The sequence below is a fragment of the Pseudomonas sp. ARP3 genome, assembly GCF_001029595.1.
GTDB lineage: Bacteria > Pseudomonadota > Gammaproteobacteria > Pseudomonadales > Pseudomonadaceae > Aquipseudomonas > Aquipseudomonas rhodesiae.
On the sequence record NZ_LEKF01000016.1, the window covers coordinates 45,590 to 71,217 of the forward strand.

At 60.7% G+C, this 25,628-nt stretch carries 30 protein-coding genes; 16 read left to right on the forward strand and 14 right to left on the reverse strand.

Annotated features, from left to right (window positions below; translation table 11 throughout):
- Positions 1-10: 10 nt before the first annotated feature.
- Together ABX75_RS18135 and ABX75_RS18140 are read right to left on the reverse strand one after the other, a co-directional pair.
- Positions 11-256, reverse strand: a complete 246-nt coding sequence (locus tag ABX75_RS18135) for an acetyl-CoA carboxylase (RefSeq protein WP_034113616.1) — start codon at positions 254-256, stop codon at positions 11-13.
- Between the two features lie 94 nt (positions 257-350).
- A complete protein-coding gene (locus ABX75_RS18140) occupies positions 351-1,109 on the reverse strand; it encodes a 5-oxoprolinase subunit PxpA (protein ID WP_047882403.1) in 759 nt (252 codons plus the stop codon).
- Between the two features lie 125 nt (positions 1,110-1,234).
- Here ABX75_RS18140 and ABX75_RS18145 point away from each other — a divergent pair, with 125 nt between their 5' ends.
- Complete coding sequence (locus ABX75_RS18145) at positions 1,235-2,152, forward strand: LysR family transcriptional regulator (RefSeq protein ID WP_047882404.1); 918 nt, start codon at positions 1,235-1,237, stop codon at positions 2,150-2,152.
- Positions 2,153-2,215: 63 nt separating this feature from the next.
- On the opposite strand, the gene cynS is transcribed toward ABX75_RS18145, so the two are convergent.
- Both cynS and ABX75_RS18155 read right to left on the reverse strand, forming a co-directional pair.
- A complete protein-coding gene (cynS, locus tag ABX75_RS18150; RefSeq protein WP_034097671.1) occupies positions 2,216-2,686 on the reverse strand; it encodes a cyanase in 471 nt (156 codons plus the stop codon).
- 63 nt (positions 2,687-2,749) lie between these two features.
- Positions 2,750-3,406: a carbonic anhydrase gene (locus tag ABX75_RS18155; protein ID WP_047882405.1), complete on the reverse strand. Its 657-nt coding sequence runs from the start codon at positions 3,404-3,406 to the stop codon at positions 2,750-2,752.
- Positions 3,407-3,505: 99 nt separating this feature from the next.
- On the opposite strand from ABX75_RS18155, the gene cynR reads away from it, so the two are divergent.
- A complete protein-coding gene (cynR, locus tag ABX75_RS18160; protein ID WP_047882406.1) occupies positions 3,506-4,429 on the forward strand; it encodes a transcriptional regulator CynR in 924 nt (307 codons plus the stop codon).
- Positions 4,430-4,532: 103 nt separating this feature from the next.
- Here the strand turns inward: cynR and ABX75_RS29455 are convergent, their stop codons facing one another.
- Positions 4,533-4,682 (reverse strand): hypothetical protein, encoded by a 150-nt coding sequence (locus tag ABX75_RS29455; RefSeq protein WP_167389889.1) that lies wholly within the window; start codon positions 4,680-4,682, stop codon positions 4,533-4,535.
- A gap of 252 nt (positions 4,683-4,934) precedes the next feature.
- Here ABX75_RS29455 and ABX75_RS18165 point away from each other — a divergent pair, with 252 nt between their 5' ends.
- Both ABX75_RS18165 and xth read left to right on the forward strand, forming a co-directional pair.
- Positions 4,935-5,666, forward strand: coding sequence for a DUF1264 domain-containing protein (locus tag ABX75_RS18165; protein WP_034099788.1), 732 nt, complete (start codon positions 4,935-4,937; stop codon positions 5,664-5,666).
- A gap of 24 nt (positions 5,667-5,690) precedes the next feature.
- Entirely contained in the window at positions 5,691-6,515 is an 825-nt protein-coding gene (xth, locus tag ABX75_RS18170) for an exodeoxyribonuclease III (RefSeq protein WP_034097665.1), read from the forward strand.
- Between the two features lie 11 nt (positions 6,516-6,526).
- Here the strand turns inward: xth and ABX75_RS18175 are convergent, their stop codons facing one another.
- Entirely contained in the window at positions 6,527-7,858 is a 1,332-nt protein-coding gene (locus tag ABX75_RS18175) for an APC family permease (protein ID WP_034113609.1), read from the reverse strand.
- 131 nt (positions 7,859-7,989) lie between these two features.
- Here ABX75_RS18175 and ABX75_RS28575 point away from each other — a divergent pair, with 131 nt between their 5' ends.
- Positions 7,990-8,121, forward strand: a complete 132-nt coding sequence (locus ABX75_RS28575; RefSeq protein ID WP_082036879.1) for a DUF2256 domain-containing protein — start codon at positions 7,990-7,992, stop codon at positions 8,119-8,121.
- Positions 8,122-8,147: 26 nt separating this feature from the next.
- On the opposite strand, the gene ABX75_RS18180 is transcribed toward ABX75_RS28575, so the two are convergent.
- The 5 genes from ABX75_RS18180 to gcvA all read right to left on the reverse strand — a co-directional run bounded on the left by ABX75_RS18180 (position 8,148) and on the right by gcvA (position 12,470).
- Positions 8,148-9,062 (reverse strand): tetratricopeptide repeat protein, encoded by a 915-nt coding sequence (locus ABX75_RS18180; RefSeq protein ID WP_177329695.1) that lies wholly within the window; start codon positions 9,060-9,062, stop codon positions 8,148-8,150.
- An 81-nt stretch (positions 9,063-9,143) separates the two neighbouring features.
- Positions 9,144-9,719 (reverse strand): DedA family protein, encoded by a 576-nt coding sequence (locus ABX75_RS18185; protein WP_047882408.1) that lies wholly within the window; start codon positions 9,717-9,719, stop codon positions 9,144-9,146.
- Positions 9,720-9,870: 151 nt separating this feature from the next.
- Positions 9,871-10,632: an SDR family oxidoreductase gene (locus ABX75_RS18190; RefSeq protein WP_047882409.1), complete on the reverse strand. Its 762-nt coding sequence runs from the start codon at positions 10,630-10,632 to the stop codon at positions 9,871-9,873.
- 30 nt (positions 10,633-10,662) lie between these two features.
- Positions 10,663-11,490, reverse strand: a complete 828-nt coding sequence (locus tag ABX75_RS18195; protein WP_047882410.1) for a DMT family transporter — start codon at positions 11,488-11,490, stop codon at positions 10,663-10,665.
- 29 nt (positions 11,491-11,519) lie between these two features.
- The gene (gene gcvA / locus ABX75_RS18200; RefSeq protein ID WP_047882411.1) at positions 11,520-12,470 is read right to left on the reverse strand and encodes a transcriptional regulator GcvA; all 951 of its coding nucleotides are present in this window, start codon (positions 12,468-12,470) and stop codon (positions 11,520-11,522) included.
- Positions 12,471-13,039: 569 nt separating this feature from the next.
- Here gcvA and ABX75_RS18205 point away from each other — a divergent pair.
- From ABX75_RS18205 to ABX75_RS18250, 10 genes are all read left to right on the forward strand, one after another.
- Positions 13,040-13,951, forward strand: a complete 912-nt coding sequence (locus ABX75_RS18205) for a methyl-accepting chemotaxis protein (protein ID WP_371264000.1) — start codon at positions 13,040-13,042, stop codon at positions 13,949-13,951.
- A gap of 9 nt (positions 13,952-13,960) precedes the next feature.
- Positions 13,961-14,329 carry a response regulator gene (locus tag ABX75_RS18210; RefSeq protein ID WP_034097651.1) on the forward strand — a complete coding sequence of 123 codons (369 nt, stop codon included), beginning with the start codon at positions 13,961-13,963 and terminating at the stop codon, positions 14,327-14,329.
- Positions 14,330-14,344: 15 nt separating this feature from the next.
- Positions 14,345-14,632 carry a lipid asymmetry maintenance protein MlaB gene (locus ABX75_RS18215; RefSeq protein ID WP_034097649.1) on the forward strand — a complete coding sequence of 96 codons (288 nt, stop codon included), beginning with the start codon at positions 14,345-14,347 and terminating at the stop codon, positions 14,630-14,632.
- Between the two features lie 38 nt (positions 14,633-14,670).
- Positions 14,671-16,710, forward strand: coding sequence for a chemotaxis protein CheA (locus ABX75_RS18220; protein WP_047882413.1), 2,040 nt, complete (start codon positions 14,671-14,673; stop codon positions 16,708-16,710).
- 29 nt (positions 16,711-16,739) lie between these two features.
- On the forward strand, positions 16,740-18,395 hold the full coding sequence (locus ABX75_RS18225) for a methyl-accepting chemotaxis protein (RefSeq protein ID WP_047882414.1): 1,656 nt from the start codon (positions 16,740-16,742) through the stop codon (positions 18,393-18,395).
- Positions 18,396-18,432: 37 nt separating this feature from the next.
- Complete coding sequence (locus tag ABX75_RS18230; RefSeq protein ID WP_034097643.1) at positions 18,433-18,972, forward strand: chemotaxis protein CheW; 540 nt, start codon at positions 18,433-18,435, stop codon at positions 18,970-18,972.
- 9 nt (positions 18,973-18,981) lie between these two features.
- On the forward strand, positions 18,982-19,791 hold the full coding sequence (locus ABX75_RS18235; RefSeq protein WP_034097641.1) for a protein-glutamate O-methyltransferase CheR: 810 nt from the start codon (positions 18,982-18,984) through the stop codon (positions 19,789-19,791).
- Positions 19,788-20,321, forward strand: coding sequence for a chemoreceptor glutamine deamidase CheD (cheD, locus tag ABX75_RS18240; RefSeq protein WP_034097638.1), 534 nt, complete (start codon positions 19,788-19,790; stop codon positions 20,319-20,321). Before ABX75_RS18235 ends, cheD begins: the two co-directional genes overlap by 4 nt.
- Complete coding sequence (locus ABX75_RS18245; RefSeq protein ID WP_034138321.1) at positions 20,284-21,366, forward strand: chemotaxis response regulator protein-glutamate methylesterase; 1,083 nt, start codon at positions 20,284-20,286, stop codon at positions 21,364-21,366. Before cheD ends, ABX75_RS18245 begins: the two co-directional genes overlap by 38 nt.
- A gap of 219 nt (positions 21,367-21,585) precedes the next feature.
- Positions 21,586-22,104, forward strand: coding sequence for an isochorismatase family protein (locus tag ABX75_RS18250; protein WP_047882415.1), 519 nt, complete (start codon positions 21,586-21,588; stop codon positions 22,102-22,104).
- A 53-nt stretch (positions 22,105-22,157) separates the two neighbouring features.
- On the opposite strand, the gene ABX75_RS18255 is transcribed toward ABX75_RS18250, so the two are convergent.
- From ABX75_RS18255 to gabP, 3 genes are all read right to left on the reverse strand, one after another.
- Positions 22,158-22,355, reverse strand: a complete 198-nt coding sequence (locus ABX75_RS18255; protein WP_047882416.1) for a hypothetical protein — start codon at positions 22,353-22,355, stop codon at positions 22,158-22,160.
- Between the two features lie 108 nt (positions 22,356-22,463).
- Positions 22,464-23,546 carry a GlxA family transcriptional regulator gene (locus ABX75_RS18260; RefSeq protein WP_034097633.1) on the reverse strand — a complete coding sequence of 361 codons (1,083 nt, stop codon included), beginning with the start codon at positions 23,544-23,546 and terminating at the stop codon, positions 22,464-22,466.
- Entirely contained in the window at positions 23,543-24,952 is a 1,410-nt protein-coding gene (gene gabP, locus ABX75_RS18265; RefSeq protein ID WP_047882417.1) for a GABA permease, read from the reverse strand. Before gabP ends, ABX75_RS18260 begins: the two co-directional genes overlap by 4 nt.
- A gap of 307 nt (positions 24,953-25,259) precedes the next feature.
- On the opposite strand from gabP, the gene ABX75_RS18270 reads away from it, so the two are divergent.
- Positions 25,260-25,511 (forward strand): hypothetical protein, encoded by a 252-nt coding sequence (locus tag ABX75_RS18270; RefSeq protein ID WP_244192377.1) that lies wholly within the window; start codon positions 25,260-25,262, stop codon positions 25,509-25,511.
- Positions 25,512-25,628 lie beyond the last annotated feature (117 nt).

A 25,628-nucleotide genomic window follows, 5' to 3' on the forward strand; every position in this document is an offset into this window, starting at 1 on the left:
GATCGTGCCCTCACTCGCCGTCGAGTGTTGCGACGACTTGACCCGGTTCCACCGGATCACCGTCTTCTACCAAAAAGGCATTGAGGCGACCGGCCGTCCCGGCGGTCAGTTCGGAGAACTGCTTCATGACCTCGATCAGGCCAATCACCGTGTCGGCGCTGACCTGCGCGCCGACCTCGACGAAGTTCGCCGATTCCGGAGTAGCTTTGCGGTAGAAGGTTCCCGGCAACGGGGTGATTACAGTGTGTTCGGCCATGTCTGTTCCTCTTGGAATAGTTGTAGAAAGGCAGGCAAAAAGTAAATCGGTGAGTCAACCCTGGCGTCTGTGTGCCAGGTGTTTTCATTCGGTCTCAGCGCGGTGCTCGGACCTTTATGCTCGCGCCATCAAGTGCACGACGCGTGGCTTCGACCAACGCCAGGGCACCCGGCGTGTCGCTGTGCAAACAGATGGAGTCGAACTCAATCGCCAGGTCCTCGCCCTCGACGGTGCGCACCACGCCTTGTTGGCAAGCACGCAGCACTCGCTCGGCGACGAAGGCCGGGTCGTAAGCTCGCACGTTGCGGGTGAAAACGATGGAGCCGCTGAGGTCGTATTCGCGGTCGGCGTAGAACTCGCGGATCACCGGTTGCCCCAGTTCCGTGGCAACCCGCCAGATCACCGACTCGGGCATGCAATACAGCAGCAACTCCGGTTCCAGACGTTGGAGGTTCTCCACCAGCAAACGGGCAGCCTCTTCGTCCCGGGCCAGATGCATGTAGAGCGCGCCGTGGGGTTTGATGTGTTGCAGGGCCACGCCTTGAGCCCGGGCGAGTTCACGCAAGGCGCCCAACTGATAGAGCATGTCGTCGACCAGTTCTTGGGCCGGTGCATTGATGTGCCGTCGGCCAAACCCCACCAAGTCGCGAAACCCCGGATGCGCGCCGATGGCCACGCCCAGGCGCTTGGCCTGCTCGACGGTGCGGCGCATGGTGCCGGGATCACCGGCATGAAAACCGGTGGCAATGTTGGCCGAACTGATAAAGCCCATCAGCTCATTGTCGACACCATCGCCGATGGTCCAGGGGCCAAAGCCTTCACCCATGTCCGAGTTGAAATCTACTGCCTGCATGACGCTTGCTCCCGACGCTTGTGACTTCATACAGGCCAAGTTAAATTCCTGCCTACCCCTTGGGAAGATCTATTATCAGATAGGCCATCTTCTGAAAAACAGATACCTCATCGTCCGGAGTGCTAATGTCCCTGACCCTGCGCCAAGTACGCTATTTCGTCGCTACCGCCGAGATCGGGCAAATCTCTCAAGCCGCAATTCATCTGAATATTTCCCAATCCGCAGTGACCACGGCGATCAAGGAACTGGAAGGCATTCTCGGCACGCTGTTGTTCCAGCGCTCGGCCCAGGGCATGAGCCTGACCGACGCCGGGCGGCACTTTTTGAACCGGGCCTACGTGATTTTGCGCAGCGTCGATGACGCGTTGAACAGCCCGTTGCCGGATATCCGCGCCAGTGGCGTGTTGCGCTTAGCGGCAAGCTACACGGTGATCGGCTATTTCCTGCCGCACCATTTGCAGCGCCTGGAACACTGGCATCCGGACGTGGCGATTGAAGTCCATGAACAGGAACGGCAAGCGATTGAACAAGGCTTGTTGGAAGGTCGTTTTGATATGGCCGTGGTGCTCACCGCCAACCTCACGCACCCAGACATCGTTTCAGAGATTCTCTTCAACTCCGAACGGCGGTTATGGCTGCCCAGCCACCATCCGCTGTGCGAGCGCTCGGCGGTCAGTCTCGCCGACGTCGCGAAAGAACCCTACATCCTGCTGACCGTCGACGAAGCCGAACAAAGCGCCATGCGCTACTGGGAACATGCGCATCAGCAGCCAAACGTGCGGGTGCGTACCAGCTCAGTCGAAGCGGTGCGCAGCATGGTCGCCAATGGCAGCGGCGTGGCAATCCTCTCAGACTTGGTGCACCGCCCCTGGTCATTGGAAGGAAAACGCATCGAAACCCTGACAGTCACCGACAAGGTGACGCCGATGAGTGTCGGATTGGCGTGGCATCGCGAGCGCGAATTCAGCCCGGCAATGCAGGCTTTTCGTAACTATTTCCACGATGCATTTTTGGCGCCGCAACAGCTGTCTGCGCGCCGCTGAAACAGAAAACTCACCCTGAGCATGGCCCGAGCGCCTTGCGGCGTCGGGCCAAGGTTCACTCAATCAGAACGGTTTGGTAGGCAGGTACTTACCGTCCAGCGTGATGACGGCACGCGAACCGCCGTCTGGATCTTCCACTTTTTTGACATCCAGTTTGAAGTTGATCGCGCTGATAATGCCGTCGCCAAACTTCTCGTGGACCAGCGCCTTAAGCGTGGTGCCATACACCTGAATCATCTCGTAGAAGCGGTAGATGGTCGGATCGGTCGGCACGCCGTTACCGATGCTGCCGCGTACCGGAATGGTTTGCAGCAGCAGCACGGCATCCGCATCGAGGCCCAGGGTGTCGGCGACGACTTGGGCGGCGTTGGCCGGCAGCGGGTGCTGGCCAAGCAAGGCAGCGGTGACGAAGGCTTCGTGCAGGCCGGTGCCTTCGGCGATCTGGGCGAACGATAGGTCTTTACGAGCTTTGGCCAAGAGGATGACGTCGGTCAGGGCAAGGCGAGTGGTTTGGCTGATTTGCGACTGGATCATGGGGATTTCTCCGTGGGTAAAAAAGGGGCATAGGCTTGCCTGCGATGCAGGTACCTGGGTACTTCAGTTGGAGCGAGGTGTTGCCGGGATGGCGGCGCTCACTGGGTAGTCGGCCAAGGCCACGAACGTGCCGGTACGGCTGTCGAAAGCCTGGATGCAGCCGCTTTCGATGTCGTAGACCCAGCCATGCAGCGTCACGCGTTTTTCTTCAAGGGCCAGGCGCACAGACGGGTGCGTCTGGAGATTGGCCAACTGTGCGATCACGTTTTCGCGCACCATGGACGCGACTTTGGCGGGCTGGTCGACGTGCTGGCGTGCTTCGTTGACCACTCGGCCGGAATCGGCGTAGCGCAACCAGCCGGCCACCGCAGGCATATGGTCCAGGCAGGTGCAGGTGGCGATGGCCGTCATGGCGCCGCAATCGGAGTGGCCGCAGATCACGATGTCGCTGACTTGCAAGGCGGCGACGGCGTATTCCACCGAGGCCGACACGCCGCCCGGCTCAGGGCCATAGGACGGCACGATATTGCCGGCGTTACGGATCACAAACAGGTCACCCGGCTCACGCTGGGTGACCAGCTCCGGCACCAGGCGGCTGTCGGAGCAGGAGATGAACAATGCACGGGGGTTTTGCTGGTTAGCCAGGTCTTTGAACAGACCGGCACGCTTGGGAAAGGCATTGCGCTGAAACTTCAGAAAACCGTCGATGATGTCTTGCATGGGGTAACTCCTTTGGCTCGCATTGCGATGAACCAAGATTACGGCGCCCTAAAAATAAGGTAAAAGTCTTATATATGATCAACTACATCAGATAATCTTATGGAAACAAACAAGCTCGCGCGCCACCTTCAATACTTTCTCGCCGTCGCGGAACATCAAGGTTTCACCAAGGCCGCAGCGGCCCTGCATGTCTCGCAACCGGCGCTGTCACAGCAAGTTCGACAACTGGAAGAAAGCCTGGGTGCTCAGCTGTTTGATCGTTCAGGGCGCAAAACCCGCCTCACCGACGCCGGTGAGGTCTACTTGCGTCATGCGTTGCGGGCGGCGCAGGAGCTACAGCAAGGCAAACGGGCCATCCACGATGTGGGCGATTTGAGCCGGGGCACCTTGCGCATCGCCGTCACACCCACCTTCACCACGTACCTCGTCGGGCCGTTGGTGGACGCCTTTCACAGTCGCTATCCCAACATCACGTTGACCGTGCGTGAAGTAGCCCAGGAACAGATGGAGAACCAACTGCTGGCTGACGAGCTGGATGTAGGCATCGCCTTTGACGAGGTACACGCGCCCGACATCGACGCTTACCCCTTGCTGGTGGAAACCCTGGCGCTCGTGGTGGGCAGCCAACACCCGTTGGCAGGCCAGTCGTCCATCGGGCTGGAAGCGCTGAACAGCGAATCACTGATTGTGCTGAGCAAAGAGTTCGCCACCCGCGACCAGATCGACCGCTATTGCAACCAGCACGGCATCCGCCCGCGTGTGGTCATGGAGGCCAATGTGATCGGCGCCTTGATTGAGGTGGTGCGCCGGACTGCCTTGTCGACACTCTTGCCGGCTGCGATTGCACGGGCCCATCCCGAGTTGGTGGCGATTGAGCTGGCCCCGCAGCGCTTGCAGCGCACGGCGGTGTTGATGCAGCGCAAAGGGGTGTACCCATCGGCGGCGGCGCGGGCGTTTCTCGACGTGGCCAAAGCCGTGGCCGTAGCCCTGAATAATCATGAACGGGCAAACGCAGCCGATTGAGGGCGCGTGGGCTGGCCTGCGAGCGCGCTGCGGGCTCCTCACTCCTCGTCCATGGCCATACCCGTACCTTGCAATCACCCCCATAACACGATGACTCGCCTTGTCACTTATGCTCATCCGCCTTGCCTTCTTGCATCTGCACAGAAGATTTGGTCGTACTGCTATTGCCTTTAGTGGCGTTGTCCGAGCTGTCGAAGCAGCCATGCAGCAGGAACAGGCTGCACACACTCAAACACAGATATAACTTCTTCATGATCGTTTACCGGATTAATAAAGCGACGTGTGATGGCGGGCGCTTCGCATGCGCCAGCCCCTTTTGGTCTGGCCGGCCGCTCGCAGTTTATGTTCAACAAATGTGCTCTGGGTCTGATGAACGGTTGACCTCGCGCGTTGTATGACTCGGCCTAAGAAACTTTCCCGGAGTACGGGTTATCCATAGGAATGCACTCGACTCAACGGAAAGGACTCAAACATGGCGGGCATTCAAACAATCCCTACACTCAAAATGGCCTGTGCAAGCGCAATGGCGCTGCTGCTCGGCGCCTGCGCGGCTGGCAATTCGGCATCCAACGTGGTCGCACCTGGCGATGCCTCTTCGACCACCACGCGCTCCCTGGACGCTGGCGCAGCGCTGTTGCAGTCGCGTCCCCCGATTGAGGCGTTGAACGCCTACCTCGACGGTTTCCATTTCTACAACGGTCAGATGGACGTGCAAATGGAGGCGCATCATTACTGCGCGATCCTCAACGAAGAAGTGATCCAGTGTGTGATCTACGATGGCAACCGCAAGGACGCTAAGTTGATGGGCGTGGAATACATCATCAGTGAGCGCTTGTTCACCGGCCTGCCCAAGGCCGAGCAGGCGCTGTGGCACAGCCATGTGCATGAGGTGAAATCCGGCCAACTGGTGGCGCCTGGCATTCCTGAGGTGGCCGAGCATGCACTGATGGAAAAGCTCGTTCACACCTATGGCAAGACCTGGCATACCTGGCATACGGACCTGCATAAAGACCTGCCCTTGGGTGTTCCCCAGCTGATGATGGGCTTCACCGCCGACGGCCAGGCCGACCCACAGAAAGTCGCCGAGCGCGACCGTCGGTTCGGCATCGACAGTGCGCAAAAGCGCAGAACCCGCGCCGACATACCGACGCCTACCGTGGCACCGGGCGCGGATGCGTGGCGCGAGGGGCAGGTATTTCAGATAGCTGACCCTACCCGCACGCCCCATCAGCACTGACGTCACCGGTTGAGGAGCCTGGCCATGCACCCTCTCAAGATCGCTACATTCAATGTCAATGGCATCAGCGCGCGGCTGCCAAACCTGTTGCGGTGGCTGGAGCGGGAACGTCCGGACATCGTCTGCCTGCAGGAGTTGAAAGCGCAGGACAACGCCTTTCCTGCCGAGGCGCTGGAGCACGTCGGATACGGCTCCGTGCACCATGGGCAAGCTGCATGGAACGGGGTGGCTATCCTGGCGCGCGACGCCGAGCCGCTGCTGATTCATCGAGGTTTGCCAGGGGCCGATAACGATCCCCAGGCCCGCTACCTGGAAGCGGCGGTGCTGGGCGTGGTCGTCGGCTGCCTGTACTTGCCCAACGGCAACCCGCAGCCTGGGCCGAAATTCGACTACAAACTGCACTGGTTCGAACAGTTGATCCAACACGCCCAAACCTTACAAAGCAGCGAGCACCCGGTGGTGCTGGCCGGGGATTACAACGTGGTGCCCACCGATCTGGATATCTACAACACTCGCTCATGGCTCAAAGATGCGCTCCTTCAGCCGGAAACCCGCGCGTGCTACCAGAAGCTGCTGGATCAAGGTTGGGTCGACTCGTTACGGCACCTGTATCCCGATGAGCGCGTATACACGTTCTGGGATTACTTCCGTCAGCATTGGCAGACGAATTCCGGCTTGCGCATCGATCATCTCTTGCTCAACCCGGTGCTGGCCTCGCGCCTTAAAAACGCAGGCGTCGATGCCTGGGTGCGCAACGAAGAACATGCCAGTGACCATGCGCCTGTGTGGATTGAAATCAGTGCCAAGCCGCGGACGCACAAACGTACCCGCCGCACCAGCACAAGGTGACCTATATCTCTTTAGCTCGGTGATGCAACGGGCGTCGCCAGACGGTTGCAGCCATACAACATAACCCCAAGCAGCATCAGCGCACCGCCCCGCAGCCAGGTGTCGAGGCTTTGCTGGCTGAGCAGAACCAGGCACGACATGATCGCTAGCACCGGCACCCAGATCGGCACGCGGAAGTGATCCCTGTCGACACGGTCCCGACGTAGCACCAGCACGGCCAGATTAGTGCTGAGGAACACAAACAACAGCAGCAGCACCACCGTTTCGGCCAGGGCCGCGAGCGTGCCGGTGGCGGTCAGAGCCATGGCGACGCCGCTGGTGGCCAAGATCGCCACCAGCGGCGTACGGCGTTTGGGCAGAACCCGCGACAATGGCGCCGGCAGCAACCCCATGCGAGCCATTCCGTACGCCAGGCGGCTGGCCATGATCATCGTCAGCAGTGCGCCGTTGGCAACCGCCACCAGGGCAATGAAGGCGAATAGTTGGGGCGGAATGTTCAGGCCCGAAGCCCGCACCACTTCCAGCAGCGGCGCTGAGGTAGCCATCAGTCGGTCCGTCGGCAGCACCACGGAGGCAGCGACTCCGACCGCCATGTACACGATACCGGCGGTGATCAATGCGGCGAACAGTGCGCGCGGATACACGGTGCGCACGTTACGGATTTCTTCCGCCAGGTTGGCCGAGGTCTCAAAGCCGACAAACGAATAGAACGCCAACAATGCCGCCCCCAATACCGCGAGCATTGGGTTCACGCCAGGCTTGAATTCTACGGCGCGCCCCAGGTTCGCCTCACCGGCCTGGAAACACCAGGCCGCCGCTATCACCACCAGCAACAACCCAGACAACTCAATACAGGTCATGACCATATTGGCGCCCAGGGACTCTTTGATACCACGCGCATTGAGCAATGCGATCACCGCCAGGAACACCAAGGCCGCCAAGGTCGGTGGCACCTCAAAAAACGCCGCCAGATAGTCGCCGGTAAACGCCAGGGACAGCCCCGCCGCACTGGTGACCGCGGCCGCGAGCATACTGAAGCCCACCAGAAACGAAACCAGCGGCGACTTGAACGCCTTCTCGGCAAACACCGACGCGGCGCCGGCGTGGGGGTATTTGGTTACCAGTTCCGCGTACGAGCCGGCGGTGAGCATGGCGAAGAACAACGCCACCAGCAGCGGCACCCAGATCGCCCCGCCCACTTGGCCGGCAATGGTGCCAGCCAACGCATAGACACCGGCGCCCAGCACATCGCCAAGGATGAACAAAAACAGCATCGGTCCGGTGACGGCGCGGCGCAGTGACGGCTTGGAAGGCGAAGCGTTGCTGAGGCTGGAATCAGTCATGGGCGGCTCTACGGGCGGGTTGCACTGTGGATTCAGCCGACGTGAGCCGGCAATAGCAAAGTTGTTTAAACATGGAAAAGCTTTACGCTGCCATAGTTCATTTATTTGCTAATTCCAAAGCCGTAAGAGCCATGAAAAAGAGTGATCTGCCAGTCAAGACCTGCGCCACATGTGGCCTGCCTTTCACCTGGAGAAAGAAGTGGGCGCGTTGCTGGGACGAGGTACGTTATTGCTCGGAGCGCTGCCGACGCAACAAACCCTGAGCATGCCCTTGGTCAACGCTGGACGATCAACTGCAGGGCTTACGGCCGCATAGCCAATTCCGGTAAGGCTTGTGCTGCGGGTCCTGCACCGTGAAAAGCAGCGGCGCCTTGATTTCCAGCTCCCCCGAGCTGTCCGTCAAGGGCGCGGATTCGCCCATGGTCACCCGCGCGGCGGCCCTCATGACCCACTGATCCACATTGGCATCCCCCGAGGGCTCGACCATTGTCACCTGAGGGGCGCCACTGTCTGACTTGAAGCGGTAGGACAGCGTGACGCGCTTGGCCTCGCCGGTGGCGTCAACGGCCTCGAACACTTCACCCACTGCCATCCGCCGCTTTTGTAAATTGACGAAGCTGCTCAGCCACATCTGCTGATAACGTTTGGCCTGAACCTCAGTGAGCGGCTGGCCGGCTTTACGCAAACGGTTCATCGCCAGCCAGGCCTCATCGCCACAGCGTTCGGAGGCCTCCAGATATAAGGCCAGGGCGCCAGGCAGGTCCTGCGGCCCTCCTTTGCCCTCCTCCATCAAACGCCCCAACGGCAGCGCAGCGTTCTTACCGGAAAGACGGTAGAACGTACGCGCCCTGGCGTAATCCACTGGCTCACCTTCGCCGCGCTCGGCCATCTGCCCGAGCAGCACATTGACAGCCGGGTCTAACTTGGCGGCTTCGACAAACAAGGCGTGGGCCTCGCGAAAGTCTTGATCGACCCCATAGCCACCCTCCTGATACAGCTTGCCCAAGATCGCCATGCACGTAGCATTGCCATACTCGGCATAGCGCTCGATATAGCGCAGATTGTCGCGCTCAAACGGTTTCTGGCCGGCAATCCACATGCAGCGAAAGCCAGTCATCGATGAGTCGTAATCGGCGGGTCGGGTCAGGCTTTTACAGCCCATGATGGTGCTCAACAGCACCAGAAGCGTCAGGGTCTTTAACATAGCGTCCATGCATCCGGTTGAACGGGAAAACGGCATTATGCCAGTAATGACTGGATTGGCTTTAACCCTAGAAGCCGCGAGTCAGGGTTGCTTGCGCCTGGATCGGTAATGGCGTATCAGCCCCACAGCCACCACCACGCCGACGACGCCTAGTGCAATGGGCAGTCGATAAGGTTTCAAGTCGCCCAAGACGCGTTGCAAAAACTCCCCAGCCCAATACCCGGCACTGGCAAACAGCGTGGCCCAGACCAGCGCGCCCACCGCATTGATGCAGGCAAACTTGAGCGGTGAAATCCTGCTCGCGCCAATCACCATCGGCCCCAACAAACGCATGCCATAGAGAAAGCGCACCGAAAAAATCGACACCGTGGGGTACCGATGGATCAACGTTGTGATCTTGTCGATGGCCGCTTGTTTTTTATGTAAGCGCGGCAACAAACGGTCGCCGAAATAGCGCCCCGCCCAGAACAGCAATTGGTCCCCCAACATGCCGGCGAGACTGGCGTAGGCGATCACGGGAAGCAACTTGAGCACCTGCTGATGCGCCGCGACGCCTCCCAGTATCAGAATGGTTTCGCCTTCCAGTAGGCAGCCGACAAAAACGGCCAAGTAACCATAGGTGGCCAGCAGGTGATTAAGGTCGAGGTGTTCAAACATGCGCGCGCATTTGCTCCATAACGGCTAGATATCTCGGGGCCAGTGCTGACAGGTGGCGACAGCACATGGACACAGCCGTGAGCGAGACGGTTCCTTCAACAGGTGATGAGCAGCCGCTTATGGGACATTCGCGCCAGCGCCGCCCCCTGCTTTATTTACCCCCGGTCACATCGAGAAAGGTGCCGGTTACGAAAGACGCCTCCGCGCCCGCCAGCCATAGAATCGCCCGTGCCACTTCTTCCGGCTGGCCGCCACGCCCCATGGGGATTGAGTCCTTGACGCGATCGACCCGCCCAGGCTCACCGCCACTGGCGTGCATCTCGGTGTAGATATGCCCGGGGCGAATACCGTTGACGCGTATGCCTTCCCGCGCCACCTCTTTAGCCAGCCCGATGGTGAACGTTTCGAGGGCGCCCTTGGAGGCCGCGTAGTCCACGTATTCATTGGGGCTGCCAAGTCGGGCCGATGCCGAAGAGACATTAATGACCACCCCACCAGGGCCATTATGCCGATAGGACATGCGCCGTACCGCCTGTTGGGCACAGAGTATCGGCCCGATGGCGTTGACAGCGAAGATGCGCTGCATCCGCTCGAAGTCGAGAGCCTCCACCCGTGATTGCAGCGCCAGTACCCCGGCGTTATTGACCAGGACGTCGATGCGCCCGAACTCACGGTCGATGGCTTCGAATAGATCGGCCACCTGGCGCGGATCCGCACTGTCGGCGCGCGTGGCCAAGGCCTTGCGTCCCAATAACTGCACATCCGCAACCACCGCCTGCGCTGCGGACTCGTTGCTGACGTAGCTGATGGCCACGTCATACCCTCGTTGGGCCGCCAGCCGGGCGGTGGCGGCACCCACCCCGCGACTGCCGCCGGTTATCAGGATCAAAGGGGCCTGCGAAACAGTGGTCATGGTGAATCCCTCTCTAGGTGATTGGCCGAGTCAGCCGATGATGATGGCGCCGCAGGCGATCACCACGCACGCCAGAATGCGGCGCGCAGTCAGCGCCTCGCCGAGGAACCCGTAGCCAATCAATGCTGCGAACAACACGCTGGTTTCGCGCAATGCGGATACTGCGCCCAAGGGCGCTTCGTTCATGGCGTAGACGACCATGGCATAGGCGAGCAAAGAGACCAGCCCGCCGAGCACCGCCGTCAGGGTGCCGGGCCGCGCGCGGAACAGGCTGCGGGTATCGCGCAGAGCGATGTAAACCATGGGCATCAGCACACCCCAGAGGGCGCTCATCCAGACGGTGTAGGCCATTGGCGCGCCGGAGAGCCTGGCGCCGATGCCATCGACAACACTGTAGGCGGCGATAAAGCAGCCTGTGCCCAGGGCATAGGGCAGGCTGGGGACCGAAATCCGGCGCCCTTTGAACGCCAGCGAAATAATCCCACCCGAGACCAACGCAATACCGAGCAACTGGCCAGGAGCGATGGTTTCCCCGGCAAAAACGGCGGCCCCGAGGGCGATCAGCACCGGCGAAGAACCACGGGAAATCGGATAGATCTGCCCCAGGTCGCCGACCCGGTAACTGCGCACCAGGAACAAGTTGTAGCCCACATGCAGCAGCCCCGACAGCAGCGCATAGCGCCAACTTTCCACCGCAGGCGGCACCATAAAGACGGCAGCGACCGCGCAGGTGATGGCGATGGCCATGCACATCACCGTCATGGACCACAGCCGATCGGCACCGCTGCGCAGCAGTGCATTCCAGCTGGCATGCAGGAGCGCGGCGAAAAGGACGAGGCAGACCAGATGAATAGGCATGCCTCATTCTATTTACGCCGATGTCGGGACTACAGCGAAGTCTCCTCATCGAGGCATGAATGAACACTCATCATGGGCGCCTTCACGTCCCGCACTTTCAGCGCCTCACTCAGTAACCATTGGCGAAAGCTGACGATGTGCGGCAACGTTTCGACGCCTTTGGGGCACACGAAGTAATAAGCCAGCGGTGATGGAAAATGCACGTCGAATAGCCGCACCAGACGGCCGTCGCTGATTTCCTTCTCGACATGCCCGCTGCGCACCAATGCCACGCCTTGGCCAAGCAATGCCGCCTCGACCGTCATGTTGGTATCGCCGAATCTGACACTTTCCCTAAGCGGCAGATACACCAGGCCCAGCGCCTCGAACCACGCCTCCCATTTGGGCGCCAGTTCTGCGCCATCACGGGCCAACAGCGGAAAATGCAACAACTCGGCGGGGCTCAGCGGTGTCCCGACGCGGCGCAGCAATTCGGGACTGGCCACGGGAAATACCTGTTCCCCGAACAAGAACTCTGAATACAGGCCAGGGTAACTGCCCTTGCCCAGCCTGATCGCGACGTCTGCCTGGGCGTTGGAGAAATGAATAATGGCATCCGTGGTGTCCAACGACACCAGCAGCTCGGGGTGCAGGCGAGAGAGGTTCGGCAGGCGTGGCAGCAGCCATTTCAGCGCAAAGGAATAGGTAGTGCTGACGCTGAACCGAACCCTGCCCTTCTGCTCGCGCAGGTCGCTGAGCGTCGCCTCCAGGCTCAAAAAAAACTCGCGCACGATAGGCGCCAGGGTAGCGCCCGCCGCGGTCAGGCGTAGCGCCTTGCCACGCTCGAACAACTGCACGCCCCACAGCGCCTCAAGATGCTTGAGCTGGTGACTGACGGCGCTTTGAGTCACATGCAGTTCCTGCGCGGCGGCAGTAAAGGTCGGGTGGCGGGTAGCGACTTCAAAAGCGCGGAGTGTCGCGGTGGGTGGCAGGTCTCTCATCAGGGCGTATCCAGCGAGTCATCAGAGGGCGTTGCATGAACGTTAGCTCATGATAAAGCCAAGCTCATTGAATAATCTCGCCATTGAAACCGCCCAAATACCTCACTCTAGGCTACAGTTCATAATAGTGGCATTTAGACATAACCGTCCGTCACCTGCTGGTCATAAACCAGACGGAAGGCACACTGCCGAGTCTAAAGTTGCGGCACATAGGGCAGATAACCCCTATGTTGTTTATATCCGCAGTACTGTTCAAGGATCGAACTATGACCCCGCCTCCTTCCAGCCGCACTTCCCTCACCGGTCATCCGCGTTTTCGTTGGTTCGCTTTCATTCCCGTGGTGCCTGCGGTGATCTGGATCCTCATCCAGTCAACCTCCCCGGCCAACCTCGTCGCGTGTGCAGCGTTGGTGCTGGTCGGTCTTGGGGCCTGCGCCTGGAGCGCGAAATCTCAGCGCGATGCCCTATGGCGCGCGACATCGAGCACGTTGGCCAATCAGGCCGATGCCGACGCAGCGCACAACAGCCAGGCGGCGCGGGCGCAACTCGATGAGGTGTTGCTGGGCGCCATGCCGATCTGGGCCAAACAGGTGGAAAGCTCACGCCAGCAGACCGAGGAAGCCATTGTCAGCCTGGCGAATCGTTTCACTGGGATCGCCGCACGCTTGCAGGAAACTGTCCAGGCTTCACAGCACGCAGCCGGTGAATTGGATGGGCAAGCCGCCGACGGCGCGCTCAAGGTGCTGGCACGCAGTGACAGCGAATTGAGCCAGGTGATCGACTCACTTAAGGCCACCCAATCCAGCCGCGACCAGACCCTGGCGCAAGTACGCGGCCTTACCGCCTACACCGGCGAATTACGCACCATGGCCGCCGACGTCGCCGCGATTGCCGCGCAGACCAACCTGCTGGCGCTGAATGCCGCGATCGAAGCGGCCCGTGCCGGTGAAGCCGGGCGCGGTTTTGCGGTGGTGGCCGATGCGGTGCGCAGCCTGTCGAGCAAGTCCAGCGAGACCGGCCAGCAAATGTCGGCCAAGGTCGACATTATCAACAACGCCATTACTCAACTGGTGCAGGCCGCCTCCACCAGCGCCGATCAGGACAGCAACTCCGTCGGCGCGTCCGAGCAAAGCATCCAACTGGTGCTTGAGCGCTTCCAGAACATCACCGGGTGCCTGGCCGAGTCCGCCGACCTGCTCAAGCAGGAAAGCTACGGCATCCGCGACGAAATGACCGACGTGCTGGTCAACCTGCAGTTCCAGGACCGGGTCAGCCAGATTCTCAGCCATGTGCGCGACAACATGAACGCCTTGCACGATCACTTGCGTCAGGCCAGACAAGCGCCGGACCAGGCCGTGAGCATCGACGCCCGACAATGGCTGGCCAGTATGGAGTCCACCTACGCCACCGACGAGCAGCGGCGCACGCACCATGGCAACGACGCCGCGCAGCAGAATTCCCAAGACATCACTTTCTTTTAGGAGCCCATCATGGCGAAAAGTGTATTAGTGGTCGACGACTCCAGTAGCGTGCGGCAAGTGGTCGGTATTGCCTTGAAAAGCGCCGGTTACGACGTGATCGAGGCCAGCGATGGCAAGGACGCCCTGGGCAAACTCAACGGGCAGAAAGTGCACCTGATCATCAGCGACGTGAATATGCCCAATATGGACGGCATCACCTTTGTCAAAGAGGTGAAGAAGCTGGCCAACTACAAGTTCACGCCGATCATCATGCTGACCACCGAGTCCCAGGAATCGAAAAAAGCCGAAGGCCAGGCCGCGGGCGCCAAGGCCTGGGTGGTCAAGCCGTTCCAGCCGGCGCAGATGCTCGCGGCGGTGTCCAAGCTGATTCTGCCGTGATCCGGGGAGGCTGGCATGTCCATCACCCACGAAACCACTGACGACACGGCCCGCGTGGGCATTGAAGGCGAGCTGACGATCTACACCGTCGCCGAGCTGGCCGCCGCGCTGCTGCCGCAGGTTGGCGCCGCGGCCCGCCTTGAGCTAGACCTGTCACAGGTCACTGAGATGGATGGCGCCGGCCTGCAACTGCTCGCGGTGATCGAGCGCGAAGCCGGCATCAACGGCACGGCCCTGAGCCTGACTGGCCAGAGCCAGGCCGTCACGCAAACACTGCAACTCTGTCGCGGCGCCGCGTTGTAGGCGGCGCCACCGTTCATTGATCGACAAGGAAAGTCCAGGTGAGCATCAATCTCGATCAGGCACAGCAGACCTTCATCGTGGAGGCCCGCGAACTGTTGCAGGCCATGGAGCAATCCCTGCTGCAACTGGAGAACGAACCCGACGATCAAGACGCCATCGGTGCGATATTCCGCGCCGCGCATACCATCAAAGGCTCAGCCGGGCTGTTCGGCCTGGCGCCGATCGTGGGGTTCACGCATATCGTCGAAGATGTGCTGGATCGCCTGCGCGACGGCGATATCGCGGTGGATGCCGACTTGATCGCCCTGCTGCTCAAGTGCGGCGACCACATGCTCGAACTGATTGACGTGGTTGCCAGTCGTGGTGAAGCCCTTACACCCGCCGCCTTGCAGCGCGGTGAGGCTTTGCGCGAGGCGCTGGGTGTCTACCACCCGCTTCACGCCACCACCGCCGACGCCGTAACCGCTAAGGCGGCCGACGGCGAGTCAGCCGAAGTGCTGTGGCATATTTCTCTGCGCTTCGGCGCGGACGTGTACCGCAATGGCATGGACCCGCTGTCGTTCCTGCGCTACCTCCAAACCCTGGGGCAAATGGTGCAGGTCGACACCCTCACCGACAGCATCCCGGCGCTGGAAAGCTTTGACCCGGAAAGCTGCTACCTGGGCTTCGATATCGACCTGCGTTCCACTGCCAGCCACGCCACCCTCAACGAAGTGTTCGACTTTGTGCGCGACGAGTGTGAGGTGCAGATCACGGCCGTCGATGAAGCGCCCATCAACCTGGCGAGCACCGGCACCGAGCTGGTTACCCAGGCCGAACCCACTCACCGGAGCACCGCGCCCCAGCGCGTGGCGACGGCCAGCGAGGCCAAACCCCGAGATGGCAACTATGTACGGGTCAATGCCGACAAGCTCGATGAGTTGATCAACCTGGTCGGTGAGTTAGTGATCGCCAGCGCCGGCGCGAGCCTGTTGGCGCGCTCCTGCAACCACGACCCACTGCATGAAGCCACGTCAACGGTGTCGGGGCTGGTGGAAGAAATCCTCGATGGCGCCCTGCATCTGCGCATGATCCCCATCGGCGACACCTTCAACCGTTTCCGCCGCGTGGTGCGCGACGTCAGCCAGGAGTTGGGCAAGGACATCGACCTGCTGATCAGTGGTGCGGAGACCGAGCTGGACAAGACCGTGGTGGAGAAGATCGGCGATCCGCTGATGCACCTGCTGCGCAACGCCATGGACCACGGCATCGAAAGCGCCGAGGCGCGGCGTGCGGCGGGCAAGTCGAGCAAGGGCCATCTGAGCCTCAATGCCTATCACGACTCCGGCAGCATCGTCATCGAAATCGCCGACGACGGCGCCGGGCTCAACCGCGAACGCATTCTGGAAAAAGCCCAGGAACGCGGGTTGGTGGCCAGCGGTGCGGTGCTGTCCGATCAGGAAATTTACAACCTGATTTTCGAAGCGGGCTTCTCCACGGCCGAGGCGGTGACCAACCTGTCCGGGCGCGGCGTTGGCATGGACGTGGTCAAGCGCAACATCACGCTGCTGCGCGGCACTGTAGATCTGGACAGCCGCCCCGGCCAGGGCACGGTGGTGCGCATTCGGCTGCCGCTGACCCTGGCAATCATCAATGGCTTCCTGGTCGGCATCGACCAGGCCACTTATGTGATTCCCCTGGACATGGTTCAGGAATGCATCGAACTGGACGAACCACAGCGCGACTCCAGCCGCGAACAAGGCTATCTGGACCTGCGCGGCGAGGTGCTGCCATTGGTACACCTGCGCGACCACTTCAACCACGAAGGCCCCGCCGCCCGGCGCCAGAACGTGGTGGTGGTGCGTTATGCCGAGCACAAGGCCGGGCTAGTGGTGGACGACCTGCTCGGTGAGTTCCAGACCGTGATCAAACCCTTGGGCAAGCTGTTTGGCGCACTGCGCGGCATCAGCGGCTCGACCATTCTGGGCAGCGGGGCCGTGGCCCTGATCCTGGATGTGCCGGCCCTGCTCAACCAACTCGTACAAATGGAAGCTCGCACAGCCCAGGCGCCACAGTCGCCACTGGTCGTCGCTCGCTGACGTATTTGCAATTCCATGGAGGTTCCGCGATGAAATGGTTTTACGATCTAAAAATTTCCACCAAGCTGATCAGCTCGTTCCTGGTGGTCCTGGCGCTCACAGCGGCCATGGGTGCCTTCGCTATCCTCCAATTGGGGGGCGTCAACCAGGCCGCGCAGGACATCCGCGGCAATTGGATGCCGTCAATGCGCGCGGCGGCCGGTATGCGCTTCTTTGCGGCCAACTACCGCTTGAAAGAGAACCGTCATATCTCCACCGAGGTCGCCGAGGAAAAGGCCCTGGCCGAACGCGAAGCCGCCGAGGCGCGCCAGCAGTTCGAGACGCGCATGGGCACCTATGAACAACTGCTATCGAATGACGAAGACCGGCAGTTGCTGGACAGCGTGAAAACCGGATGGGCTGCGTACCTGGCCACCAGTAAACAGTTGCTTGAGCTGTCCCGGGAGAACCAGGAAACCCAAGCGCGCGGGCTGCTCAGGGGCGAATCCAAGACGCACTTCGATGAAGTGACCGCGCGCCTGCAAAAAATGGTCGAGCTCAATGATGCTGGCGCCACTGCTGCCGGTGACAAGGGTTCTGCGCTGTATGAAAGCTCGCGTCTGTCGATCATCGCGGCCTTGGTCGCCGCCCTTTTGATCGGCTTGGGCCTGGCAATGTTTATCGCACGGATCATTTCTCGCCCCCTAAGGCAGGCCGCCAACGCCGCCGAGCAATTGGCCGAAGGTAACCTCAGTGCACAGATCGAACCGGGCGCCAAAGATGAAACCGGTATGGTGCTCAACGCCATGCGCAATATGGTCGGCAAACTGGCGCATATCATCGGCGAAGTGCGAAATGCCGCAGACAACCTGGCCAGCGCCTCCGAGCAAGTCAGCGCCACGGCGCAATCGATGAGCCAGGCCACCAGCGAACAAGCGGCCAGCGTCGAGGAAACCAGTGCCTCTATCGAACAAATGAGCGCCAGCATCAACCAGAACACTGAGAACGCCAAGGTCACCGATGGCATGGCCAGCAAGGCCGCCAAGGAAGCCACCGACGGCGGTGAGTCAGTGCAGCAGACCGTAGTGGCGATGAAGAAGATCGCGCAGCGCATCAGCATCATCGATGACATTGCCTACCAGACCAATTTGCTCGCGCTCAATGCCGCCATCGAGGCCGCACGGGCCGGCGAGCACGGCAAAGGTTTCGCCGTGGTCGCCGCCGAGGTGCGCAAGCTGGCCGAACGCAGCCAGGTTGCCGCTCAGGAAATCGGCGAACTGTCTTCCAGCAGCGTCGACATGGCCGAAAAAGCCGGCAAGTTGCTTGATGAGATGGTGCCGTCGATCAACAAAACGTCCGACCTGGTGCAGGAAATCAGCGCGGCGTCCGAAGAGCAGGCCGCCGGTGTGGCGCAGATCAACACGGCGATGACCCAGCTTAACCAGGTCACCCAGCAGAACGCCTCCAGCAGCGAAGAACTGGCCGCCACCGCCGAAGAGATGAGCAGCCAGGCCGAACAATTGCAGCAGGCCATGAGTTTCTTCGTGCTCGACACGACGTCCAGGGCCGCCACCCAAAGCAGTGTCGACAGCGCCGGCAGCAAGCCGACTCGCCAGCCGCCGCGCCCCGCGCAACCGCCAGCGCGCAAGGCCTTTGCCTACAACATGGCCACTGCCCCGGACGAATCGGAATTTACCCGTTTCTGATCGTACGCATCAATCCGGGCTCACAGGGAGTAATGAGATGGGCGCAGTGATGACTACCCGCCAGGCCGCCGTCGCGGTCGACGAGGATGCGCAATACCTGACCTTTATGCTCGGCGGCGAGATGTTCGCCATCGGCATTCTGGGGATCAAGGAAATAATCGAATACGGCAGCCTGACCGTGGTGCCGATGATGCCCGCGTTCGTGCGCGGGGTGATCAACCTGCGCGGCGCGGTGGTGCCGGTGGTGGACCTGTCGGCGCGTTTTGGCCGGGCCAATTCGCAGATCACCCGCCGTTCATGCGTGATCATTATCGAAGCCAGCACCGAGGACGGCCTGCCCCAGGATATCGGGTTGCTGGTGGACACCGTGTCCGCCGTGCAGGAAATCCCGGCCACCCAGATTGAGCCGCCGCCCAGCTTCGGCGCGCGGATTCGTGCAGACTTCATCAGCGGCATGGCCAAGGTCGAGGGCAAGTTTGTGATTGTGCTGGAGGTGGACAAGGTGCTGTCCATCGATGAAATGTCCAGCCTTGCCGAAGCCGGCCAGGCGCCGGCCCTCGACTTCGACCCGCGGTGAGGTGCGATCATGCCTGATACCACCCCGCTGGATGACCGCGAGTTCGGCCAGTTTCAGTCCTGGCTGCATCGCGCGGCGGGTATCAACCTGTCACCGGCCAAAAAGGCCCTGGTGGCCGGCCGGCTGTTCAAGCGGCTCAAGCACTATGAACTCAAGAGCTACGGCGAGTATTTCAAGCTGATCATGAGCGACCAGCGCAAAGGCGAGCTGCAAGTTGCACTGGACTTGCTGACCACCAACGAGACCTACTTTTTCCGCGAGCCCAAGCACTTTGATTTCCTGCGCCAGCAGGTGCTGCCCAACGCCGCGCCCGGCAAGGTGTTCCGCGTGTGGAGCGCGGCCAGTTCCTCGGGCGAAGAACCCTACAGCCTGGCCATGACCCTGGCCGAAGGCCTGGACACCACGCCTTGGGAAGTGCTCGGCTCCGATATCAGCACCCAAGTGCTGGCCAAGGCGCGCAACGGCCACTACCCCATGGAGCGCGCCGCCAACCTGCCCCAGCCACTGCTGGTCAAGTACTGCCTCAAGGGCATCGGCCGCCAGGAAGGTACGCTCCTGATCGACAAGCCGCTGCGCAACCGCGTCAGTTTTGTCCAGGTCAACCTTAATGAACCCCTGCCCAGCCTGGGCGAATTCGACGTGATCTTCTTGCGCAACGTGATGATCTATTTCGACCAGCCGACCAAGACCCAGGTGGTAGCACGACTGTTGCCGCAGCTTAAATCCGGCGGTTATTTCATCATCAGCCACTCTGAAAGCCTCAACGGCGTGAATGACACGTTGAAGCTGGTGGCGCCGTCGATTTACCGCAAGCCATGAAAAAGCCAGCCAATGCCGCCGAAGTGGTGCTCGCCCCTGGCCAAGTCAGCTTTGCCACCTGCCCGACGCGTTTGCGTACCTTGCTCGGCTCCTGCGTGGCGTTCACTTTCTGGCACCCCCAGCGGCGCATCGGCGGCATGTGCCATTTCATGCTGCCGGCGCGCAACCGCACGGGCCAGCCACTGGATGGCAAGTACGCTGACGAAGCCCTCGAACTGTTACTGCGCCACGCCCGCGCCAACGGTACACGGCCGCAGGATTACCAAGTCAAAGTGTTCGGCGGCGGCGAGATGTTCCCTGAGCAACCGCGCCAGCGACCGGCCCACAACGTGGCCAACCTAAATATCCGCGCCGCACTGGCCCTCGCAGAACGCCACCACCTGCACCTGACGGCCCAAGACATGGGCAGTACCGGCTATCGCACGATTATGTTCGACCTCTGGAACGGCAACGTCTGGGTCCGGCACCAACCAATGGGAATACTCGAAAAAGATGCCTACCAAAAAAATCAGCGTGCTGCTGGTCGATGACTCGGCCGTGGTACGCCAGGTGCTGCTGGCGATTTTCAACGACACACCGGATATCCACGTCATGGGTGCGGCTTCCGACCCGATCTTCGCCATGGACAAGCTCGCGCGGGAATGGCCGGATGTGATCGTGCTGGACGTAGAGATGCCGCGTATGGACGGCATCACTTTTTTGCGCAAGATCATGAGCGAGCGCCCCACGCCAGTGGTGATCTGTTCGTCGCTGACTCAGAAAGGCGCGGAAACCTCCCTACAGGCGTTGTCGGCCGGCGCCGTGGAGATCATCACCAAGCCCACCACCGGGCTGAAAAACTTCCTGATCGAGTCCGGCCCCGAGCTGGTGGCGGCGATTCGTGCGGCGGCCAACTCCAACGTCAAGAACCTGGGCAAGCGCATCGCCAAGCCCACACCAGCCCCCGTCCCTGCCAGCAAGCTCACGGCGGATGCGATCCTGCCCGCCGCCAATGGCCAGGCCATGGCCCAGACCACCGAACGCATCGTCGCCATCGGCACTTCCACTGGCGGTACCCAAGCGCTAGAAGCGGTGCTCACGGCGCTGCCGAGGGTGTGCCCGGGCATAGTGATCGTGCAGCACATGCCGGAAAAATTCACCGCGTCCTTTGCCGAGCGCCTCAACGGCCTGTGCCAGATCGAGGTGCGTGAAGCGCGCAATAACGACCGTATCCTGCCCGGCCTGGCCTTGATCGCCCCCGGCGGCAAACACCTCATGGTCACCCGCAGCGGTGCCTTCTATCACGCCCAGGTGATTGACGGGCCGCTGGTCAATCGCCATCGGCCGTCGGTGGATGTGCTGTTTCGCTCAGTGGCCAAATTTGCCGGCAAGAACGCAACCGGCATCATCATGACCGGCATGGGCGACGACGGCGCCCGCGGCCTCAAGGAAATGCTCGACGCCGGCGCCGCCACGGTAGCTCAGGACGAAGCCAGCTGTGTGGTGTTCGGCATGCCCAAGGAAGCCATCAAACTCAACGCCGCCCAACGCGTCATGCCGTTGCAGGAGATTCATCAGGCGATTTTGCATAAGTGAAGTCCAGCGGCTGCGCCCTTGTCAGCGGGCGACCGTGTTGCTAGTGTCGATTTATGACAAGTTATTGCCTCACCTCGACCACCCTCACCACGACCGCTCAAAGCGGTGCGTGCGAGGTGTCGTGAGCCCATAGCCAACGAACTTCAAAGGCCCGCCAGCAATGGACAGGGCCTTTTTTTGTGCCTTGTGTTGCTGGCGCAAACGCAAGGAGATGCACCCATGTATGCGCTGTTGGTACTCGATATCCAAGTCGGCCTGGTTCATGGCCCGGAAACACCCTGGCGTTGCGAGGCGATGCTCGACACCGTCAATGGCCTGATGGATCAGGCCCGTCGCGCCGGGGCTGGGGTTTTTCTCGCGCGCCACGTCGGGCCCGCGGGGTCGCCGATGGCGCCGGACAGCCCGCTCACAAGGCTGGCGCCGCAGCTGAAGCTTTCAGGCAATGAAGTGGTGTTTGAAAAGCAGCGGCCTAATGCTTTTGCCCAGACCGACCTGGCGAACAGCTTACGGTCTGTCGGGGCGACGGGCGTGGTGATCGCGGGTATGAAAACCCAATACTGCGTCGACAGCACCTGCCGTGCCGCCCGTGATCTTGGCTTCGATGCAGTGCTGATCGCCGATGGGCACACCTGCGCGGACACCGCGGCGCTGCAGGCCAAGGATATCGTGGCCCATCACAACGCGACGTTGCACGGGCCGTTCTGCCAGGTGGTAAAAGCTGAGGACTGGTGCTTCTAGCCCGCGATGGCCAATGCGGGGAGCAAGCGCGTGCCCTCCCCGCAGACAGCACGTCAGTTGTCCGGATGCTCACTGGCGACCGAATCCGCCGCATCTACATCCGACATATCCTCGTCCAGTGGCGCTTCGTCATCGGGTGGCAATGGCAACGCGTCGTCGCCTTTGCGCGGATCATGCCCGGTCTCGTTGTCGGTGCCCCGCGTGACAGCCTGCTGTGAAAGGTTGCCCGGTGCGTTCTTATCGATATCCATGTTGGCTCTCCGTGGTGACTGAGCACGGAATACCCGCGCCTGATCATAAGAGCCAGTGGCTGACCCACGAGTGCCGAGTACTGGACGAACGGTGACCACCAACGTCGGTCAGCCCAGGGAGGATTTGAGTCGTCGGAAACTGCCAAATGTTGCCTCGGAGCGTGCTTGCTCCAGCACACTCATGGGCATCGGCTTGCGCACGACGTTGATCACCGGCTTCTGCACCACCGTGCGCTCAAGCGTCGCCAACCGCTCATCGCTGGGCGGCACACCGAAGTATTCTCGATAACACTTGGAAAAGTGCGGCGTCGATACAAAACCGCAGAGCACCGCCAATTCGACGATAGAGATGGGCGTCTGCTTGAGCAATTGGCGCGCGCGGATCAACCGCAGCCGCAGGTAATAGCGCGACGGCGAGCAGTGCAAGTACTTCTGAAACATCCGTTCAAGCTGCCGCCGAGAGAGCTGGACATACTCCGCCAGGTGGTCCAGGTCGATGGGCTCCTCAAGGTTCGCCTCCATCAGCGTGACGATTTCCTGCAGCTTGGGCTGCTGAGTGCCCAGCATATGCTTGAGCGGTATGCGCTGGTGGTCTTGCTCACTGCGCATGCGTTCGTAGACGAACATGTCTGAAATGGCTGCTGACAGTTCATGCCCGTGATCCAGGCCGATCAAGTGCAGCATCATATCCATCGGCGCCGTGCCCCCTGAACTGGTGAGGCGGCCGCGGTCGAGGGTGAACAAGCTTGGGCTGACAGTCACTCGCGCAAACGCTTCTTGCATCGCGGCCAGCCACTCCCAGTGAACGCTGCACTCAAAGCCATCCAACAGCCCTGCCCTGGCCAATACCCAACTGCCGGTACAGATGCCGCCCAAGCGTTTGGAGTAACGCGCCTGCGCGCGCAGCCACTTGACCAGCTCGGGGGTTACCGTGTTTTGAATGCCCGTCCCGCCGCACACGAAGATAATGTCGGCCGACGGGGCGGCATCCACCGAGCTGTCCGGCGTGATGGGCACGCCGTCGCTGGCCCAGATGGGCGTGCCGTCGAAACTGGCGGTGTACCAACGATAGAGCTCCTGCCCCGACAATTGGTTGGCCATGCGCAGCGGCTCGACCGCCGACGCCAATGAGATCAGCGTGAACCGGTCCAACAACACAAACAGGATGCTGGTCACAGGTCGTGCATTCATGGCGGCGAAACCATCGAAAGTGGGCTCTGCGCGCGCACGGGTTGGCGCGCAGTGATAACCCCCACCAGTGAAATCAGCAACGCCAACCCAATCGTCGAAGACACCTCAAGACGATGCTCTGGCGTCACCAGCATCACCCCCAGCGCGGCGCAAATAAAGGCGATGACCAACCAGGTCAGCCAGGGAAACAGCCACATCTTGAACGTCAGCGTGATATTGCGGCGCTGCATAAGCTTGCGCATACGCAGTTGCGAAATGGCGATCACCAAGTACACCAACAACGCGATCGCCCCGGAACTGGCCAGCAGGAACTGGAACAGCCCGGCCGGCATGAAGTAGCTGAGCAACGTCACGCCAGCCCCCAGCACGGTACTGGCGATCACCGCGGCCCTAGGCACGCTGGCTGCCGACGTCTTTTTCATCAACGTGGGCGCATCGCCGCGTTTGCCCAGGGAATACAACATACGCGAGGCAATGTAGATAGAGGAGTTCATGCAACTGGCCACGGCAATCAGCACGACACCGTCGACCAGCAACTTGGCATGGGGAATATTCATCAACTCCAGTGCCCGTTGATAGGAACCGACGGACGCCAGCAAAGGGTCATTCCAAGGCACCACGGAAATCACCACGAAGATCGACAGCACATAGAACACGCCGATACGCCACATCACCGAACGTGTGGCGCGGGCGATATTCTGCGCGGGGTTGCTGGACTCCGCTGCGGCGATGGTGACCGCCTCCGTTCCGATAAAGCTGAACATGATGGTAATGAACGCGCCCACGACCGCAGACATACCGTTCGGGGCAAAACCGCCATGCTCCTCCATCAGTCGACTCAAGCCACTGGCCTCCCGCTCGGGAATCCAGCCCATCAGCACGGCGCCACCCAGGCCGATAAAGCCGATGATCGCCACGACCTTGGCCATGGCAAACCAGAACTCGAATTCTCCGTACTTGGAGACACTGAACAAATTGGTGACCACTAACAAAAAGATCGACAACAAGGCGAACAGCCAAGCGTCGATCTGGGGAAACCACTGGTTCAAGATATGCCCGGCGGCCAGGGCTTCGATCGGTATCACCAGCACCCAGAACCACCAGTACAGCCAGCCAATCGTAAACCCGGCCCAGCGGCCGATGGCCTGGTCGGCATAGGTCGAGAAGGAGCCGGTGTCCGGATTGGCCACCGCCATCTCCCCCAGCATGCGCATGACCAGCACCACCAGCAGCCCGGAAAAAAAATACGCCAGCATGACTGCAGGGCCCGCCGCCGCAATCGCATGCCCGGACCCGACAAACAACCCAGCACCGATAATGCCGGCGATGGAGAGCATGGTGACATGACGCGGCTTGAAGCCCTGCGCCAGTTGGCCGTTCGAATCCTTGGAACTCAGGCTATTCATCGTTCTTTTTATTCTCTGTGATCGACGTTAAGACGTGCTGACCAGAGGGTCAGGCGATCATCATTTCTCAATGACGGGTCACAGTACGCGGCATACCACTGGCCAAAATAGCCTCATTGCGTCATCCAGGCGCCTGATATCGACATTGGCGTCACGCGCAAGCGCTCGATCCAATGCCCACTCCCCAGCCTATTGGATCCAAATTTATTGGAACGCTGGAGCTTCTCGGGACTCTTCTAGAACAGAGCGCGAACAGCGCCGGATAAAGGCTTATAGCCAGCAAGTGCTTGTGTGTGGAGTATGGAAAGTGGTCGATATCAGCAAAGAAATGCCCACCGGCGTGAAGCGCCAGGCAGACAAAATCATGACTGAAATTCAAAAAGCTGGCTCGATGATCATGGCCGTAAAGGCCGGAGCACGGGCGGACGGTTTTGTTATAGGGTTATTGTGCTCGGGCAGCATTACAGATGACACGGCGCAATGGCTTCAGGCGCAATTCGATGCGGCAACCGAACAAAAGCTCAAGGAGCTCTCGGTATGGTCTGCGCCGCAGCATTGAGTCTAAAAAGGGAGAACATCGATCACCGTCGCCGCGACGTATGACTCGTCCGCTGCCAAGTCTTCGACTTACCCAACACACAGGGTTGTTCTTTCAAGCAGTTAGTTTGCCTCTAAC